Source organism: Liquorilactobacillus hordei DSM 19519 (assembly GCF_019443985.1).
Taxonomy (GTDB): Bacteria; Bacillota; Bacilli; order Lactobacillales; family Lactobacillaceae; genus Liquorilactobacillus; species Liquorilactobacillus hordei.
Genome location: NZ_CP049303.1, coordinates 980,323 through 997,383 on the forward strand (window position 1 = coordinate 980,323; position 17,061 = coordinate 997,383).

Sequence of the window (17,061 nt, forward strand, 5' to 3'; positions counted from 1 at the left end):
TTTTTTTTAGTGAGTTAGTTCTTCAGAAAATATAATCATTAAAAAACCAAGAAAAGTCATTATTTTTAAGAGTAAATATGATAAAATAAATGCGAGGTGTCGCAAATGAAAACGCTTATTAATAATGACTGGCAAGAAATTTTAGGACCCGAATTTGAAAAAGAATATTATTTGAATTTACATAGTTTTTTAAAAACAGAATATGCAAATCAAGAAATTCATCCAGATATGTATCATATTTTCCAAGCATTTGAATGGACTCCGTTTTCGAAAGTTAAGGTCTGTATATTAGGACAGGATCCATATCATGGACCTAAGCAGGCTCACGGTTGCAGTTTCTCAGTTCTACCTGGAGTCAAAGTTCCACCATCTCTTCAAAATATTTATAAGGAACTTGAAAGTGATTTGGGAATTAAACCGGTTGATCATGGATATCTTGAAAAATGGGCCAAACAAGGAGTCTTACTGTTGAATACAGTTTTGACTGTGAGAGATGGACAGGCTTTTTCTCATCAAGGTAAGGGATGGGAGTTATTAACTGATAAGGCTATTCGAAGTTTATCCGAAAGAAAACAACCGGTTGTTTTTATACTTTGGGGAAAAGCAGCACAAGATAAAATTCAGTTAATTGATCAGAAGAAGAATATTATTTTGGCTTCGGCTCATCCAAGTCCATTTTCTGCATATCGAGGTTTTTTTGGATCAAGGCCTTTTTCTAAAACCAATGCAGCACTTGTTGCTATGGGAGAAGATCCAATCGATTGGCAGTTACCAGAAAAAATAAATTAACAAAGTGGAGGGTTAATCATGGAATTATTTGAAAGTTTAGTCAAGAAAATCAAAGGTAAGAATAAAAAAATTGTTTTTCCTGAAGGAAATGATGTTAGGGTAGTCAAAGCAGCGGTTAGATTAGCTGAAGACAAATTAGTCAGTAGTTTAGTTTTGGGTACTGAAGATGATGTTAAACGTTTAGCTGGTATTAGCGAACTACCAGAAGGAATGTCGGTCATAGATGTGCCATCTTACCCAAAGGATAAGTTTGAAGAGATGGTGGCAGCTTTTGTTGATAGAAGAAAAGGAAAGAATACAGCAGAACAAGCAAGAAGTATGTTAAAAGATGTTAATTATTTTGGGACAATGCTTGTTTATCTTGGGGTTGCAGATGGACTTGTGTCGGGTGCTGTTCATCCAACCGGTGATACGGTTCGACCTGCCTTACAGATTATTAAGACAAAGCCAGGAACTACAAGAACAAGTGGTGCTTTTGTGATGACAAGAAATGATGAGAAATACTTATTTGCTGATTGTGCAATCAATATTAATCCAAGTGAACAGGAATTAGCAGAAATTGCAGTTGAAAGTATTCAAACTGCTAGACTCTTTGATATTGATCCCAAAGTTGCTTTATTGAGCTTTTCAACAAAAGGTTCAGCTAAATCTGATGAGGTAACAAAGGTAGCAAAAGCAACAGCCTTGGCAAAAGAGTTGGCACCAAATGAACAAATTGATGGTGAATTGCAATTTGATGCAGCATTTGTGGAATCTGTTGCGGCAAAGAAAGCACCAGACTCTAAAGTTGCAGGAAAAGCAAATGTATTTGTATTTCCAGAATTGCAGTCTGGAAATATTGGATACAAGATAGCTCAGCGTTTTGGTGGCTTTGAAGCAGTTGGTCCAATCTTACAAGGATTAAATAAGCCAATCTCTGATTTGTCACGTGGTGCGAATGAAGATGATGTATACAAGGTCGCAATTATTACTGCATTGCAAGCAACTTTATAAGAATATAAGAAGTGAGTAGAGGTAAATTCTTATGAAAATTAGTGTTAGATGCGCAGAAGAAACAATTAGATATGCTCAGCTTTTAAGCAGTCTGTTGACATCTGGAGATATTATTTTGCTAAATGGCGATTTAGGGGCAGGCAAAACAACTTTTACAAAAGGATTAGCTGCTGGGCTAGGAATTACTAAGAATGTGAAGAGCCCAACTTTTAATTTAGTTAAGGAATATCGTGATGGACAATTACCTTTGTTTCATATGGACTTATATCGTCTTGAAGGAGTTGGTGCGGGTGACTTAGGCCTTGAAGAATACTTTAACCAAAGTGGTGTAAGTGTGCTTGAATGGTCACAATTTGTTGCTGAAGACATTCCATCCGCTCACTTGGTAATTAACCTAGAAAAAGACGATGAACATGATGACTGGCGAAAAATTGAATTCGTTGCAAGTGGACAGCGCTATGAACAGTTGGTTAGCGAATTTGCTGAACTAATCAAATAAGGCTAAGATGTAATAATTTTTAAGTAGTTTCATCTAAAGATATATATATGAGTAATATGGGGCTAGGTCAAAAAATTTTGACTTGGCTCTTTTGTGTATTCTAGATAGATGCATTTCATAATTTTAAAATCTTCTTTTAACTTTGAATTGCTTACAGGAGAGGATTTGCTATATTTTAAGCTGATTGATTTATAGTAACAAGAATCACAAAGTTAAAAAACAATATGTAGTGTGCGTTCATTTCGATAACACTATTAGTTGTATTACATGTCCTATGAGGATACAATATATATATTGAATTAACCGTAGGGAGGAAAAATTTGTGAGTGTAGATGTAGAAGAAAAAAAGAACGTGAAAAAACCAACATATTTTATTAAGCGCGATGGTAGTAAGATGAGGTTTGCTTCCTACAAACTTGAAATAATATTTGACGAGATGGGTCTGCAGAAGCATAAAAAAACATTAATTAAAGAAATTTTAAAGGTGATTGGTAGGACAGATGAAGTTGATGCACATGAAGTTCATCGTGCAGTGATTAGTGCGCTCAATGAAGCTGGTTACCAAACCAAAGCTCTTGATTACATAAATGTTTATAAAAAAAATGAAGAGTATTGGCAAGATCAGACTAATCCTGCTAGTAGGTTGGAGAGACTACAAGTTAAAGATCCAGAATTAGTCCATGAAAATGCGAATAAGGATAGTAATGTTTTTAATACGCAGAGAGATTTAACTGCTGGTGCGGTTGGTAAGACACTGGGATTAAAGATGATGCCGATGCATATTGCAAAGGCACATTTACGTGGAGACATTCACTATCATGACTTAGATTATACCCCTTGGAGTCCAATGACTAACTGCTGTTTGATTGATTTTAAAGAAATGCTTACTAATGGGTTTAAAATTGGAAATGCAGAAGTTGAGAGCCCACATTCAATTCAAACAGCAACAGCTCAAATGGCTCAAATCATTGCTAATGTTGCTTCAAGTCAATACGGTGGCTGCTCAGCAAATCGAGTGGATGAATTATTAGCACCTTTTGCTAAAAGAAATTTTGAGAAGCATGTAGTTGATGCTAAGGATTACATTGATGATGAAGATAAGTTGCATGAATTTGCTAAGAAAAAGACTAAAAAAGATATTTACGATGCAATGCAGGGACTTGAATACGAAATAAATACATTATTCTCTTCGCAGGGCCAAACACCTTTTACAACGCTAGGATTTGGTTTAGGAACTTCTTGGATTGAGCGAGAGATTCAAAGGGCTATTTTACAGATTAGAATAAAAGGACTAGGGAGAGAGAAGAGAACTGCAATCTTTCCTAAACTTGTTTTTACTTTGAAGAGAGATTTGAATTTAAAACCTGAAGATCCTAATTATGATATTAAAGAATTAGCTGTAGAATGTGCGACTAAAAGAATGTATCCCGATATTTTGATGTATGACAAGATAAGGGAGCTAACGGGAAGTTTTAAAGTTCCAATGGGATGCCGTAGTTTCTTACAAGGTTGGAAAGATGAGAACGGAAAAGAAGTTAACTCTGGCAGAATGAACCTAGGAGTCGTAACACTCAATCTTCCAAGAATTGCAATTGAGTCTCGTGGTGATAAGGAATTATTTTGGAAGATTTTTAATGAAAAAATGGGAATTTGCAAAGAAGCACTTGTTTTTAAAGCGAAGAGAGTAGAGCAAGCAATTCCAGAAAATGCACCGATCCTTTATCAATATGGTGCATTTGGTAAGAGACTTAAGCCAGGTGAAAATGTTTCAACTCTTTTCAAAAATAGACGAGCAACGATTTCTCTTGGATATATAGGATTATATGAAGTTGGCACGGCATTTTATGGTCCTGATTGGGAAAAGAATAAGGAAGCACATGACTTTACAGTTGAGATTGTGAGACAATTGAAAAATAATTGTGTGGCATGGTCTGATGAATATGACTATCATTTCAGTGTGTATTCAACTCCAAGTGAATCATTGACTGACCGCTTTTGCGTACTTGATACGAAACGCTTTGGAAAAATTAAGGATATTACGGATAAGGAGTACTATACAAATAGTTTTCATTATGACGTAAGAAAACATCCATCTCCTTTTGAAAAGCTAACATTTGAGGAAGATTATCCGAAATATGCTTCTGGTGGGTTCATTCATTATTGTGAATATCCAAATTTAAGACAAAATCCTAAAGCATTGGAAGCAGTCTGGGATTGGGCATATGATAAGGTTGGTTATTTGGGGACCAATACACCAATTGATCATTGTTTTAAGTGTGGCTTTGAGGGTGAATTTAAACCTACTGCTAGAGGTTTTGAATGTCCTGACTGTGGTAATCATGATCCCAAAACATGTGATTGTGTAAAAAGAACTTGTGGGTATTTAGGAAATCCACTGCAGCGCCCGATGGTTCATGGCAGACATGCTGAAATTGCATCACGAGAGAAAAATCTTTTCGATGGGACGGGATACAATGGCTGAAAAAATAAAAAGGGAACGTCGACCTAAGAATCCTAAACCAAAAGAATGGTTAGCAAGTGATTTAAGTCAGGAATTTATTGCTGACTATAAGGCCTTTAATTTTGTTGATGGTGAAGGTGTACGTTGTAGTATATATGTGAGTGGCTGTAAGTTTGCGTGCCCAGGATGTTATAATAAAGTCGCCCAAAATTTTCATTATGGGACACGTTACACCCAAGAATTAGAAGATTTAATTATGACTGATATTGGAGCTGAATATTGTCAAGGATTGACTTTGTTAGGTGGAGAGCCCTTTGTAAATACTCAAGTTTGTTTAAAATTAGTTAAACGTCTTCGTAAGGAATATGGTAATACAAAGGATGTGTGGTCGTGGACAGGCTATACATGGGACGAGTTAATGCAAGAATCTGAGGATAAATTAGAGCTGCTATCGTTGATTGATATATTAGTTGACGGTCGTTTTGAACTTGCAAAAAAAGATTTAACACTACAATTTAGAGGTAGCTCTAATCAACGAATAATAGATGTACAAAAAAGTTTGAAAAGTAACAAAGTAGTTTTGTGGGATAAGTTACTGCGCTGATTTTTTAATGTAATTAATCCAGAATAGACGAAATGGATTGATTTAAGTAACATCTGAGAGTGAAAATAATAAAAGTGCTAGGACAAAAATTAAAATTTGTCTTGGCACTTTTATTGTTTTCGAATAAATGGAGAGTTGGGTCAAAATTTAACTTTTGATCCAACGCCTTTTTAAAATACTTATTTAGTAAGGAAAATATTATGCTTAAATTAAAAATAATCTTTTGGGTTAGCTGCTAGTGGTTGGTAATCATCCATTTCAGAATCTCGATAATCCCACCATTCTTCTGGATATCCAATAAAACCAGCTTTAATCATTGCATCATTCAAAATTTGATAATACTTTTCTTCATCAACATTTCGTTTGAAGTTACGGTGAGCCCGTTTTGAAAAGTCGTCAAAAGCACTCTGCATTTTAACCTCTTTTTTATTTGCATCGACTAGTGTTAAGTCAAAGGTTACTCCTTTTTGATGGCTAAAGTTGGGATTAGGTTCAGCCACAAAATGAGGATCAGGGTAAACTTCAAATAATTTTTTCTGTGCACTAACTGGTCGGTAAGCATCCCAAACCTTTATGAAATACCCTTTTTCTTTTACTAACTCACTTGCGATAGCTAACTTTTGTGCAGTTCCTGTACGTGCAATTGCAGTTGTGAAATCATAGACGACTTTGTTAGTGAAATTATCAGTTGTTGCATACTTTAAATCAACAATAATATCTGGGTCTAGTTTCTGAATATTTGTAAATCCCTGCTTAAATGAATTCATTTGATATCACACTTCCTTTTTAAATTTAAATGTTATGAAAAAAAAGAAAAATAGAGGTGAGCTATAAATCAATGTGCATTTTTTTGGAATAGAAACTGTTAGAGGAATCATAAGGAGTAGAAACGAAATTATGATTCGATAACCATTCTCTGTAATAAGAAATATTTGTCCAACAAGAGATAATCAGAAAATCAAAGTCATACTTGAGTGATTGACAAAGTATGAATGAACATGCTTTGTTAGGAAACTGCTGCAAGGAAGTTAAATGCATTTTTTGCTGTTTTTCATCTAAAGAAAAATGATTAAAGAAATAAGATTTCTCTTTAATTATATCAAGATTACCACTCAAAATAGAGTAATTTAAGTTAGATTTAAAAAATTTTTGTTCATTGTCGATTGTGATTAAAGCATGCTGCTGTGGATTTATTTCATCGGAGAATTGGAGAAATTTTTTTGTACTATTTTGTTTTTTAATATCTTCAACAACATAAGATGATCCGAAAGTTAAATGAAGTTTTTCCATGATAGGTCCTCCTTATAGGTAAAGTAAATATGTTATAATCAAGGCTAAAGAAAGGATGATTAGTAATGAAAGTTACGGTTTTAGGGATGTACGGGGGCTACCCATATGCAGGTAAGGGAACAAGCAGTTATTTGATTCAAACCGATGATTATAACTTGCTTTTAGATTGTGGCAGCGGAGCTTTGCTGAGCTTAGAGCAACATCTTGATCCACTAAAACTTGATGGGGTATTGCTCTCTCACTATCACAACGATCATATCGCGGATGTCGGTGTTTTACAATATTATTGGCAATTGAATAATGCAGATATCGCTGGAAAAATTTTACCAATTTACGGACATACCGAAGATGAGCAACATTTTACTGATCTTACATGGTCAGGTGCAACGACTGGAATTGCATATAATCCAGCTACTGAACTTGATTTGAAGTCATTAAAAATAACATTTCTAAAAACTAAACATCCTGTTATTGCTTATGCTATTAGAGTCGAAGAAACTAAGACAAAAAAGGTTCTCACTTATACAGCAGATACAGCAGAAATACCAGAGATGATACCTTTTGCCGAAAACTCTGATTTACTGATTACTGATACTAATTTTAGTGCGGCTAAAAAGGGAGAAAAGTGGCATATGACATCTGTTGAATCTGCAAATCTTGCGCTGAAGTCAGGGTCAAAAAAATTAATGCTCTCACATTTGCCACAAAAGATTGCAGCAAGTCAACTTGTTGAGGAGGCTGGGAAAATTATTGATGGAAAAATTGAAGTCTTTCCTGCTAAAGTTGGATTAGTGGTCAAAGTATAAAAACGATTCAAAAATTAATCATTTTAATTAAAAAATTAAAATGTAATTAGGACACTTGTTTACTATAATTCCCTGAAAAGCCCTAATAAATAATAAAACTAAACTTATCCCCACTTGTTTTTCTGAATATATTTATAATAATAATAATATTTATCTAATCGATAATAATTTGCCTATGAAAAAATTAAATATCAAAGGGCATCATATCTCTTGATGATAAGGTAACCTCACTAAAAAAATTGTTTTTGGGAATAATTTTAGAAAACTTTTTTTGAAATAAGGTATTAATTTTTTGATACAAGTGTTATAATAGCATTGTAAGCGATATTAATTTGTAAGTTGTTTTTCATGTAAAGGAGCGAAAGAATATGGTTACTTTATACACATCACCTAGTTGCACTTCTTGTCGTAAGGCACGCACATGGTTAAGGAAACACGACATTCCTTTTAAAGAACGAAATATTTTTTCTGAGCCATTGAACATCAATGAGATTAAACAAATTCTACAAATGACAGAGAATGGGACAGAAGAAATTATTTCTAAACGTTCAAAGGCTTATCAGAAGTTGAATATTGATTTGGATGAAATACCACTGAAACAGTTGTTTACTTTGATCCAGGAAAATCCTGGTCTTTTAAGAAGACCAATTATTCTTGACGAGAAACGTCTGCAAGTAGGGTACAATGAAGACGAAATTCGTAGATTCTTGCCTCGTGAGGTTCGTGCATTAGAATTAAGAAAAGCACAGGAACTTGCTGGTTTTTAAAATTTAATAAAGTTATTTAATTACTTAAGGATCTCAGCACAAGTTTATTGCTTTCGCTAAGGTCCTTTTGTACACTTATAGTATGTTTATATTATGTATTCTATTGTCGTATTTCGGAATCGAGATTTCTATATAAATTTTTTCCCACTAGTCCCATTTTTTTGTATAAAGTTCTTTACAATTCTGTTTTTTTAGTTATCATTAAGCGAGAGGATAATATCGGAAAGGTGGGTGATCTCGATGGAGATGGAGAAAATCAATGATAATACTATTAGGGTGTTACTTGAAACTGACGATTTAACCGAACGTGGAATTACGGTGCTTGATTTATTAGGTAATCGTAAAGAAATCGAGAGTTTCTTCTATAGTATTTTAGATGAAGTTGATATCGATAATGAGTTCCGTGAAAATGATGCTGTGACATTTCAGTTGTTGCCAAACAGAAATGGACTCGAGTTATTTATTAGTAAGGTAAATCCAAAAGATTTAGAAGACTATGACTATGATGATGATCAAGATGATTCAAAAGATGATGATGATGAAATCGAGAATGAAAAAAATTCAAAAGATGATGAGAAAAAAGAAAGAAATTTCACAGATGATGTTCGTTTCACTTTCTTAGAGCCTGATGGAAGTGAAGGCAGAGATATAACAGAAATGATACATGATGAATTGGTTAGAAACAGCGCTAAGGATAGAGAGCGGCAATATTTGGAAAATGATGGAGATGGAGTTTCTGAATATTTGAACAATAAAAATATAGAACGTAAGCATTACGTAATTGAATTTACCGATTTTGAAGATTTTATCAATTTGGCAAAACTTTTAAAGAGTGAAAGCCTAGCATCTAGCTTATATTTATTAGACGATAAATATTATTTGGATTTAATTTTCTTTGTAGATCAGATGAGTGACAGTCATATCAAAGATGTTTTATCCTTGGCTGTTGAATATGGTAAGCATATCAGTTTATCGCATGATATTTTAGAAGAACGTGGAAAAGGTATACTTGTATCTTCAGCTTTTGAATTAGCAAGATATTACTTTAAGTAAAATAAATTTTAATAGCAATAAGTGCCCCTAGTAGTTAGTGCGTATTTAACTACTAGGGGTGTTTTTTTGTTAAAAGCATTAGACGATGCAGGAAGATGGGTATGGGCTAACGATGCGGTAAGTATCGATAATTACTTTTGTCCAGTTTGTCATGCCAAGCTCATTATCCGAAGTGGAACACTGAAAAGAAACCATTTTGCACATCCAAAAAAAGAATGTAATAGCTTTTCTGAGGGCGAAACGCCAGAACATTTACAAGGAAAAGAAGCACTTGCAAGACTTTTTGAAAGTGCTGGATATAGGGTGGAGGTGGAGAGTTATTTTTCGAAGCTCAAACAAAGACCTGATATTGTAATTGAGAAGAATTTTCAAAAAGGTATAATTGAATTTCAATGCGCACCTTTGACAGTTTCAAAAATGAAGACCAGAAGTGCTGGATATAGGAATGAAAAATTAAATTTTTTGTGGATATTGGGACAGAAATATCTGTTAAAAAAGAAAATGACACAGCAAATTGCAAAGTTTCTCAAATGGAATAAATCACAAGGGTATTATCTGATTTATTATCTAGTGGTTAAACAAAGATTTAGAGTAATTTATAATATTCAACAAACTGATTATTTACCATTAAAATACAAAATAATTGAATTTAGCAATGTAACAGATCTAAAAAATTTTCTAACAATGAAGAAGAGGTTTGAATTTAATAAAATTTCCAAAAAAGAGCGAATAATCCAATTTAATTCATTAGAATTAGATATTTTAAGAAGTCAAGGAAAATTCAGGGATCTCCAACTTAGATGCTATTTGAGGAGACAAAAACTTACAGACTGTAAAGCATTATTATTTGCTAGCAAGTATTCACCGCCTATCTATTCTGCTATGGAACTGTATTGGAAAATTGACTTCATATATATTAAAACATTAGCTACAACTAGTGAAATGTCTTTGTATCGTCAAGCAATTTTGGAACATAGGAATTATTTATTTGCAGTACCTTTGCTGAATGTAAACGACTTAATTGATATACAAATAAAAGAAATGATTGGAATTATTAATAATTAAAATAGTTAATTGGTGATGAACCGCTCTCTTTGTGATAGTATTGCATTCCAGCTTTAACTATGTTTTGATTAATAAAGAAATATTGTTGGGAGGGAATGCAATGTCAAATGAGATTACAAAACTAAGAAACAGAAGCGAAGTACCTGAAGAGTTAAAATGGGATTTAACAAAGGTATATCAAAATGAAAATGAATTTACTGAAGATATTAACAAAATACAAGAAGAAATTAAAATAGTAGGTAAATTAAAAGGCACGCTTTTTGACAGCAGTACTGCTTTAAAAAAGATTTTGAAAACTTACTTTGCAGTTGAGAGAATGACAGTTAAAGCATATGTTTACGCTAGTATGTTGAGTGATCAGGATACAAATAATAAGAAAAATCAAGGATTATTCTCGCAAGTACAACAATTATATGCGAAAGTTGCTGCGGCTTTTGCTTGGTTTGAACCAGAACTTTTGACATTGGGACAAACAAAGTTGGATGAATATTATAGTGAAGATTCTGAATTAGTGGGATACAAGAAGTATATAGACGAAATTATGGCCAAGAAAGATCATCTATTATCTGAAAAAGAAGAAAAGCTTCTTGCAGGAGCATCCGATATCTTTGCAACTCCAGAAAATATTTTCGGGATATTGAATAATGCTGATCTTAAGTTTCCAACTGTAACGGATGAAAAGGGAAATCAGGTTGAGTTATCACACGGATTGTATGGAAAGTTATTGGAATCTGGGAATCGTGAAGTTCGAAAAAATGCATTTCAAGGATTATATAAAACGTATAAACAATTTGAAAATACTTTTGCAACTTCTCTTGCAGCACATGTGCATACACATAACTTTCAAGCAACTACCAGAAATTATCCAGATGCGATTTCAGCAGCACTAGGAGCTAATGATATTCCTGTTTCCGTTTATGATACGCTAGTTGAGCGTGTGAATAAACATCTGGATTTATTACACCGTTATGTAAAAATTCGAAAGAAATTATTGCAATTGAATTCGGTTCATATGTATGATTTGTATACACCAATTACAAAATTACCTGAAGAAGAATACACTTACCAAAATTCTAAGAAAATAGCTCTGGAATCATTAAGCGTATTTGGAGCAGATTATATTCAGATTGTAGAAGAAGCATTTAAGAGTCGCTGGATAGATGTTGTGGAGAATACTGGTAAACGTAGTGGAGCTTATTCTTCTGGAATGTTTGATACGCCACCATATATTTTACTTAACTGGCAGGATAATTTGGAGAGCCTTTTCACATTAGTGCATGAAATGGGCCACAGTATGCATTCATATTTAAGTAATCATAATCAACCATATCATTATAGTGATTATTCAATTTTTGTTGCAGAAATTGCATCGACAACTAATGAAAATATTTTGACACAATACTTACTTGATCATAGTGATGACTTGCAATTTAAGGCATATGTATTGAATCACTATTTAGATGGATTTAAAGGAACGGTGTATCGACAGACTCAATTTGCCGAGTTCGAGCGTTGGTTACATGATCAGGATAAAAAAGGATTACCTTTGACCTCACAAGAACTTAATAATAAATATGCTGATTTAAACAAGCATTATTATGGACCTGCAATTACTAATGATCCAGAGATTGCTTTAGAATGGTCAAGAATTCCTCATTTTTACTACAATTTCTATGTATATCAGTACGCAACTGGTTTTGCAGCAGCAAGTGCACTTGCAAGTAAGATCATAAAAGAAGGTCCAGATAGTTATCTTAGGTTTTTGAAATCAGGTAGCTCAGCACTTCCAATAGATGTTGTTAAAGAAGCTGGAGTTGACATGACGAAACCAGATTATTTAGATGATGCATTTGTGGTATTTGAACAGCGTCTAAATGAACTTGAAAATATTTTGGAGAAACTAAAACGATAATCTAAAAAGAAGCAATTTTAATTGTGAAAGATGATTGAATTGTTACATTAAGCTATGGAACACGTCTATACAAAATAAATAGAGAGGTTGAATCAAAAGATATCTTTTGATTCAACCTCTTCTTATTCCATTAAAATAAAACATTGCAATACAGTTTCTAAAGTGTATGGAGTGAAGTAATTGAGCCCTTATGGACTTTACTATTCTTGCACAACATTATTTCATCGTTTAATTTGCCTAAACACAATTCTTCAAGCATATCATAAGAAGAACAGTCTGTGAGAGAGACGCCAAAATCGATATTTGCAAGATTATATAAAACCATCGTTGAATGCATAGTAACGTTCATTTCAGCAGCCATCTGCTGATCTCTTTTAAATGATTCGATTGTAAATTTAGAATGACGATCACTTTCAAACATCTCACTATCAAGTCCGATGGATGTAATAATATCATGAACAACTTTGTTTGAATATTCTCTATTACTATTAAAAACCTCGTTTTGAAGGTTTAGAAGGAAACTACGGCCGTGTTTCTTACCTTGGAAAAGGGCAGCCTTGTAGTCAAGTGATGCTTGATAAATGTTGTTGAAAGTTTTGTTCCTTATATCAAGATTGTTTAGAGGCAAGTTATGCTCACTTAATACATTGGTAACGGTATTGAGATTTAAAAAAGGGATAAATCTAAAACGAATATCAGTATCAAGATTGTTTACAAGTTTTATGATATTTTTCTCTGATTGATAAGACTTTCTTCCAACCGGATTAATGAATAAATACATTTCTAACACAATTTTTCCCCCATATAAATATACGTAATCACTCTTATGATTATTGCTATCTATACTTTAACAAAAAAAAAAAATAATTCAATAATTGTGCTTGCTTTTAATTGAAAATAAGTAAGAATTTAGTCTTACTTACAATTATTACGTTTACTATGAAGATATGGTAAACTGGGAGAGATAATTTAATCTAGTTAGAGGGGATTATTTTGAAAGAAGATTGGACAGGTTTTTTATTACCTTATAAACAAACTACATCTGAGTTAAAGGCGAAATTTACAGCGTTGCGGGAGCAATTTAAATTGTCGCAGCAACATGTTCCAATCGAATTTGTAACTGCCCGAGTAAAGCCGGTAGATAGTATACTTGAAAAGATGCAGCGCCGTAATATTCTTGAAGCAAATTTAGAGAATGAAATGGAGGATATTGCGGGTGTCAGAATTATGTGCCAATTTGTTGATGATATTTATCAATTAGTAAAATTAATCAGAAAACGAAACGATTTGAGTGTTATTGAAGAAAGAGACTATATTGCAAATGAAAAAGAGAGTGGCTATCGTTCATATCATCTGATTATAAAATATCCAGTACAGTTATTAGATGGACAAAGAGATATCTTGGCTGAAATTCAAATCAGAACACTTGCAATGAATTTTTGGGCTACAATTGAACATTCTTTAAACTACAAATATAATGGGAAATTTCCAAATGAGTTGGAAGTCAGATTAAAAAGAGCAGCTGAAGCAGCTTTTCAACTAGACCAGGAAATGTCGGCAATCCGTGAAGAGATAAAGGATGCACAGCAAGAGTTTTCATATCGCAGAGGTAATGACACAAAAGAATAATGAGGTTTGTAAAATATTTTCTTTTATACTATACTCGTGCAATAATATGGAATAGTGATTAAATTAAGAACGAAATTAGAAGAGGTTGGCTATGAAAATCGCAATTTTTACAAATGATGGGCGTCAGTCATTAAAAGTAACTCAAAAACTGCAGAAAAAATTTGAGGATACGCATTTTGTTATGGATGAAAAAAATCCTGACATTGTTGTGACCATTGGTGGCGACGGGACCTTATTGGCAGCTTTTCATAAATATGAAAATATTTTAGGCACAGTGCGTTTTGTTGCGGTACATACTGGTCACTTAGGTTTTTATACAGACTGGCGTGATGATGAAATTGATGACTTAGTTATTAGCTTGCAATCAGATAATGGTCAATCGGTAAGTTATCCGCTATTAGATATCAGAGTTAAATATGAGGATGATCAAAGACCTGTCAACTTACTAGCGTTGAATGAAGCTACCTTGAAACGAAATAGTGCAACTATGGTAACTGATGTTTTTGTGGGTGGCGATTTATTTGAAAAATTCAGAGGTGATGGGCTTTGTATTTCTACGCCAACAGGATCAACTGCATATAATAAGTCGCTAGGGGGTGCCGTGATTCATCCTAACTTAAAGGTTCTACAGATGACTGAGATAAGTTCTATTAATAATAGGGTTTTTCGAACCTTAAGTTCACCTATGATAATTGCTCCCAATGATTGGGTAACATTAGTCCCTGCAAGTGAGTGTGACTATATCTTGACAGTTGATCAGGATAGTTTTCATGGTAGAAGAATTGAACAAATTAGGTTTAAAATCTCAAATAAGAGTATACAGTTTGCTAAATATCGTCATATGCAATTTTGGCAAAGAGTTCAAGATGCATTTATAGGGGCTGAGTATGCAAATTAGTTGGCTGTATGATGGAAATCAGCCAATAAGAGTAAAAACTTTTCTGAAGCAAAAAGGAGTATCGCGAAGATTATTGGCATCAATCCGTTTTGATGGTGGCAAATTACTCATAAATGGTAATGAAGGAAGAAAAATTGATAAAATGGTAAGTGGGGATTTATTAGTAATCTGTTTACCATCTGAAAAAATCAGTTCTTTTCTTGTGCCTTCGTTTGTACCAATCAGTATTTTGTATGAAGACCGAGACTATTTGATTGTCGATAAACCAGCAGGTGTGGCATCAATTCCTTCACAGTTACATAAGGAGGATTCACTGGTTGCACGGGTGTTAGGATACTATCAGATTAGGGGATATAAAGGAATTGGTCCGCACATTGCAACACGACTTGATCGTGACACTTCAGGAATTGTTTTGTTTGCCAAGCATCGATATGCACATGCAATGATTGATGAGCAACTTAAGCAACATCAAATTAAAAAATTTTATTATGCAATATTGCAAGGAAATCCAGCAACAAAACATTTACTAATAAATTTACCAATTGGTAGGATGCCGGGGTCACTTGTAAAAAGAACTGTATTGGAAAAAGGAAAATATGCGAGCACTGAGTATTGGAAGGTCTCTGAGTTTCAAAATTATGTTCTGTGTAAAATACAGTTACATACAGGAAGGACCCATCAAATTAGAGTTCATAGTGCTTTTCTAGGGATGCCTCTTGTAGGGGATACATTGTATGGTGGAAGTAATCGCTTTCCATTGCAAAGGCAGGCACTGCACTGTCAGCAAATTACTTTTTTTCATCCTTTTTTAAATAAAAAATTGACAATTACGAGTGAGATTACAAAAGACATGCAAAGGTTTATTAAAAATGAAGCTAACATCAAGGGGTGATTAATTCATGGGAGATAGAGAGAAAAGAGATTCATATCCAAAAGATCAAATTGTAGAGTTGCTTAATCAGCAACAGGCCACAAAATTTCGTGAGCAATTTTTAATGCTTCATGTGTATGAGCAGGCATTAATTTTTGTTGATTTAGATGAAAAACAACGTGCAAGGGCCTATCGTTACCTCACTCCCGCTGAGTTAGCTGATACCTTTAATGCAATTGAAGAAGAACCAGAAGATGTAGCAGAATATTTTAAAGAGATGTCTACTAAGTATGCAGCTGGAGTCATCTCTGAGATGTATACTGATAATGCGGTTGATATCTTAGCATATGTAGACAGTGTAAGTTTGAATAAGTATTTGAGATTGCTTCCACGCGAAGATGCAGCCGAAATCAAAGAGATGCTGCACTATGAGGATAAAACTGCCGGAGCAATCATGGCAACAGAGTTTGTCAAGATTATTGTCAATCAGACAGCGAGATCTGCACTGCATGTTTTAAAAAAAGCAGCAGTTGATGCAGAAACAATTTATTATTCATACGTAGTTGATGCTGATGATAAACTTATTGGAGTTGTTACATTAAGAGATCTATTAATCAGTGATGATGATTTGTTGATTGAAGAGATTATGAATGATCAGGTGATGTCTGTGAAGGTTGATGACGACCAAGAGGATGTTGCTAAAACGATCCGTGATTATAATTTTTTGGCGATTCCTGTGACAGATTATGATGAGAAAATGATTGGAATTATTACAGTTGATGATATTATCGATGTTATTGATGAAGAATCTGCTGAAGATTATTCAGGACTTGCTGGTGTTGATACAGAGGAAAGCTCAAACAATCCTTTTAAATCTGCTTCAAAAAGATTACCTTGGCTTGTAACGTTACTTTTCTTAGGAATGTCAACAGCAACACTAATTTCCCATTATGAACAATTGGTAAGTGAAGCGAGCATCTTAGCGGTGTTTATCTCATCTATCACTGGTACTGCGGGAAATGCAGGTACGCAAAGTTTGGCGGTTGCAGTTAGAAAACTTGCCTCTAAAGATGATGAAGAAGGTCTTGTTAGAACGATTATTACTGAATTGTTGACGGGTCTTATAATAGGTGTAACCACGGGATTAACAATTTTTATAATTGTTGGAATTTGGAAGAATAACTTTGTTTTAGGATTCGTAATTGGTTTAGCTATGATGTGCGCAATTGTTGTGGCGAACTTAGCTGGCAGCATTATTCCAATGGCAATGGATAAAATGGGTTTTGATCCAGCGGTTGCTTCTGGTCCATTTATTTCAACATTGAGTGATTTAACTTCTGTTTTAATTTATTTCAATATTGCAAGCCTTTTTTTGTCGTTCATTGTTGGAAAATGAATGATGTATCTTAAAATGACAGTAAATC

Annotated in this window: 17 protein-coding genes; 14 read left to right on the top strand and 3 right to left on the bottom strand. The window is 33.8% G+C overall.

Annotated features, from left to right (window positions below; genetic code table 11):
• Positions 1-105 precede the first annotated feature (105 nt).
• From G6O70_RS05920 to nrdG, 5 genes are all read left to right on the top strand, one after another.
• On the top strand, positions 106-789 hold the full coding sequence (locus tag G6O70_RS05920) for a uracil-DNA glycosylase (RefSeq protein ID WP_057868845.1): 684 nt from the start codon (positions 106-108) through the stop codon (positions 787-789).
• An 18-nt stretch (positions 790-807) separates the two neighbouring features.
• Complete coding sequence (pta, locus tag G6O70_RS05925) at positions 808-1,782, top strand: phosphate acetyltransferase (protein ID WP_057868846.1); 975 nt, start codon at positions 808-810, stop codon at positions 1,780-1,782.
• 31 nt (positions 1,783-1,813) lie between these two features.
• Positions 1,814-2,281 carry a tRNA (adenosine(37)-N6)-threonylcarbamoyltransferase complex ATPase subunit type 1 TsaE gene (gene tsaE / locus G6O70_RS05930; RefSeq protein WP_057868847.1) on the top strand — a complete coding sequence of 156 codons (468 nt, stop codon included), beginning with the start codon at positions 1,814-1,816 and terminating at the stop codon, positions 2,279-2,281.
• A gap of 322 nt (positions 2,282-2,603) precedes the next feature.
• Entirely contained in the window at positions 2,604-4,763 is a 2,160-nt protein-coding gene (nrdD, locus tag G6O70_RS05935) for an anaerobic ribonucleoside-triphosphate reductase (RefSeq protein ID WP_057868848.1), read from the top strand.
• Complete coding sequence (gene nrdG, locus G6O70_RS05940) at positions 4,756-5,346, top strand: anaerobic ribonucleoside-triphosphate reductase activating protein (RefSeq protein WP_057868849.1); 591 nt, start codon at positions 4,756-4,758, stop codon at positions 5,344-5,346. Before nrdD ends, nrdG begins: the two co-directional genes overlap by 8 nt.
• Positions 5,347-5,555: 209 nt before the next feature.
• Here nrdG and G6O70_RS05945 read toward each other — a convergent pair whose 3' ends face one another.
• Together G6O70_RS05945 and G6O70_RS05950 are read right to left on the bottom strand one after the other, a co-directional pair.
• On the bottom strand, positions 5,556-6,113 hold the full coding sequence (locus G6O70_RS05945) for a M15 family metallopeptidase (RefSeq protein ID WP_057868850.1): 558 nt from the start codon (positions 6,111-6,113) through the stop codon (positions 5,556-5,558).
• 61 nt (positions 6,114-6,174) lie between these two features.
• Positions 6,175-6,636 carry a hypothetical protein gene (locus G6O70_RS05950; protein WP_057868851.1) on the bottom strand — a complete coding sequence of 154 codons (462 nt, stop codon included), beginning with the start codon at positions 6,634-6,636 and terminating at the stop codon, positions 6,175-6,177.
• A gap of 65 nt (positions 6,637-6,701) precedes the next feature.
• Between G6O70_RS05950 and G6O70_RS05955 the strand changes: the two genes are divergently transcribed.
• From G6O70_RS05955 to pepF, 5 genes are all read left to right on the top strand, one after another.
• Positions 6,702-7,442, top strand: a complete 741-nt coding sequence (locus G6O70_RS05955; protein ID WP_057868852.1) for an MBL fold metallo-hydrolase — start codon at positions 6,702-6,704, stop codon at positions 7,440-7,442.
• 368 nt (positions 7,443-7,810) lie between these two features.
• Positions 7,811-8,209, top strand: coding sequence for a transcriptional regulator SpxA (gene spxA, locus G6O70_RS05960; RefSeq protein ID WP_057868853.1), 399 nt, complete (start codon positions 7,811-7,813; stop codon positions 8,207-8,209).
• 240 nt (positions 8,210-8,449) lie between these two features.
• Positions 8,450-9,262: an adaptor protein MecA gene (locus tag G6O70_RS05965; protein WP_057868854.1), complete on the top strand. Its 813-nt coding sequence runs from the start codon at positions 8,450-8,452 to the stop codon at positions 9,260-9,262.
• Positions 9,263-9,328: 66 nt separating this feature from the next.
• Complete coding sequence (locus G6O70_RS05970) at positions 9,329-10,327, top strand: competence protein CoiA (protein ID WP_057868855.1); 999 nt, start codon at positions 9,329-9,331, stop codon at positions 10,325-10,327.
• Positions 10,328-10,427: 100 nt separating this feature from the next.
• Positions 10,428-12,239: an oligoendopeptidase F gene (gene pepF / locus G6O70_RS05975; protein ID WP_057868856.1), complete on the top strand. Its 1,812-nt coding sequence runs from the start codon at positions 10,428-10,430 to the stop codon at positions 12,237-12,239.
• Positions 12,240-12,396: 157 nt separating this feature from the next.
• On the opposite strand, the gene G6O70_RS05980 is transcribed toward pepF, so the two are convergent.
• On the bottom strand, positions 12,397-13,020 hold the full coding sequence (locus G6O70_RS05980; protein WP_223389263.1) for a DsbA family protein: 624 nt from the start codon (positions 13,018-13,020) through the stop codon (positions 12,397-12,399).
• 212 nt (positions 13,021-13,232) lie between these two features.
• Between G6O70_RS05980 and G6O70_RS05985 the strand changes: the two genes are divergently transcribed.
• The 4 genes from G6O70_RS05985 (at position 13,233) to mgtE (ending at position 17,033) form a co-directional block, all read left to right on the top strand.
• Positions 13,233-13,868, top strand: a complete 636-nt coding sequence (locus tag G6O70_RS05985; protein WP_057868858.1) for a GTP diphosphokinase — start codon at positions 13,233-13,235, stop codon at positions 13,866-13,868.
• A 91-nt stretch (positions 13,869-13,959) separates the two neighbouring features.
• Positions 13,960-14,766: an NAD kinase gene (locus G6O70_RS05990; protein WP_057868859.1), complete on the top strand. Its 807-nt coding sequence runs from the start codon at positions 13,960-13,962 to the stop codon at positions 14,764-14,766.
• A complete protein-coding gene (locus tag G6O70_RS05995; protein WP_057868860.1) occupies positions 14,756-15,658 on the top strand; it encodes an RluA family pseudouridine synthase in 903 nt (300 codons plus the stop codon). The genes G6O70_RS05990 and G6O70_RS05995 overlap by 11 nt, the downstream gene beginning before the upstream one ends.
• Before the next feature lie 7 nt (positions 15,659-15,665).
• Positions 15,666-17,033, top strand: coding sequence for a magnesium transporter (gene mgtE, locus G6O70_RS06000; protein ID WP_057868861.1), 1,368 nt, complete (start codon positions 15,666-15,668; stop codon positions 17,031-17,033).
• Positions 17,034-17,061 lie beyond the last annotated feature (28 nt).

What these genes read in the sequence shown, in the direction of transcription:
- G6O70_RS05955 (WP_057868852.1), top strand. Translation starts at nt 6,702, where the DNA reads ATGAAAGTTACGGTTTTAGGGATGTACGGGGGCTACCCATATGCAGGT.
- spxA (WP_057868853.1), top strand. Translation starts at nt 7,811, where the DNA reads ATGGTTACTTTATACACATCACCTAGTTGCACTTCTTGTCGTAAGGCA.
- G6O70_RS05995 (WP_057868860.1), top strand. Translation starts at nt 14,756, where the DNA reads ATGCAAATTAGTTGGCTGTATGATGGAAATCAGCCAATAAGAGTAAAA.
- G6O70_RS05965 (WP_057868854.1), top strand. Translation starts at nt 8,450, where the DNA reads ATGGAGATGGAGAAAATCAATGATAATACTATTAGGGTGTTACTTGAA.
- pepF (WP_057868856.1), top strand. Translation starts at nt 10,428, where the DNA reads ATGTCAAATGAGATTACAAAACTAAGAAACAGAAGCGAAGTACCTGAA.
- mgtE (WP_057868861.1), top strand. Translation starts at nt 15,666, where the DNA reads ATGGGAGATAGAGAGAAAAGAGATTCATATCCAAAAGATCAAATTGTA.
- nrdG (WP_057868849.1), top strand. Translation starts at nt 4,756, where the DNA reads ATGGCTGAAAAAATAAAAAGGGAACGTCGACCTAAGAATCCTAAACCA.
- tsaE (WP_057868847.1), top strand. Translation starts at nt 1,814, where the DNA reads ATGAAAATTAGTGTTAGATGCGCAGAAGAAACAATTAGATATGCTCAG.
- G6O70_RS05950 (WP_057868851.1), bottom strand. Translation starts at nt 6,636, where the DNA reads ATGGAAAAACTTCATTTAACTTTCGGATCATCTTATGTTGTTGAAGAT.
- pta (WP_057868846.1), top strand. Translation starts at nt 808, where the DNA reads ATGGAATTATTTGAAAGTTTAGTCAAGAAAATCAAAGGTAAGAATAAA.
- G6O70_RS05990 (WP_057868859.1), top strand. Translation starts at nt 13,960, where the DNA reads ATGAAAATCGCAATTTTTACAAATGATGGGCGTCAGTCATTAAAAGTA.
- G6O70_RS05945 (WP_057868850.1), bottom strand. Translation starts at nt 6,113, where the DNA reads ATGAATTCATTTAAGCAGGGATTTACAAATATTCAGAAACTAGACCCA.
- G6O70_RS05980 (WP_223389263.1), bottom strand. Translation starts at nt 13,020, where the DNA reads ATGTATTTATTCATTAATCCGGTTGGAAGAAAGTCTTATCAATCAGAG.
- G6O70_RS05920 (WP_057868845.1), top strand. Translation starts at nt 106, where the DNA reads ATGAAAACGCTTATTAATAATGACTGGCAAGAAATTTTAGGACCCGAA.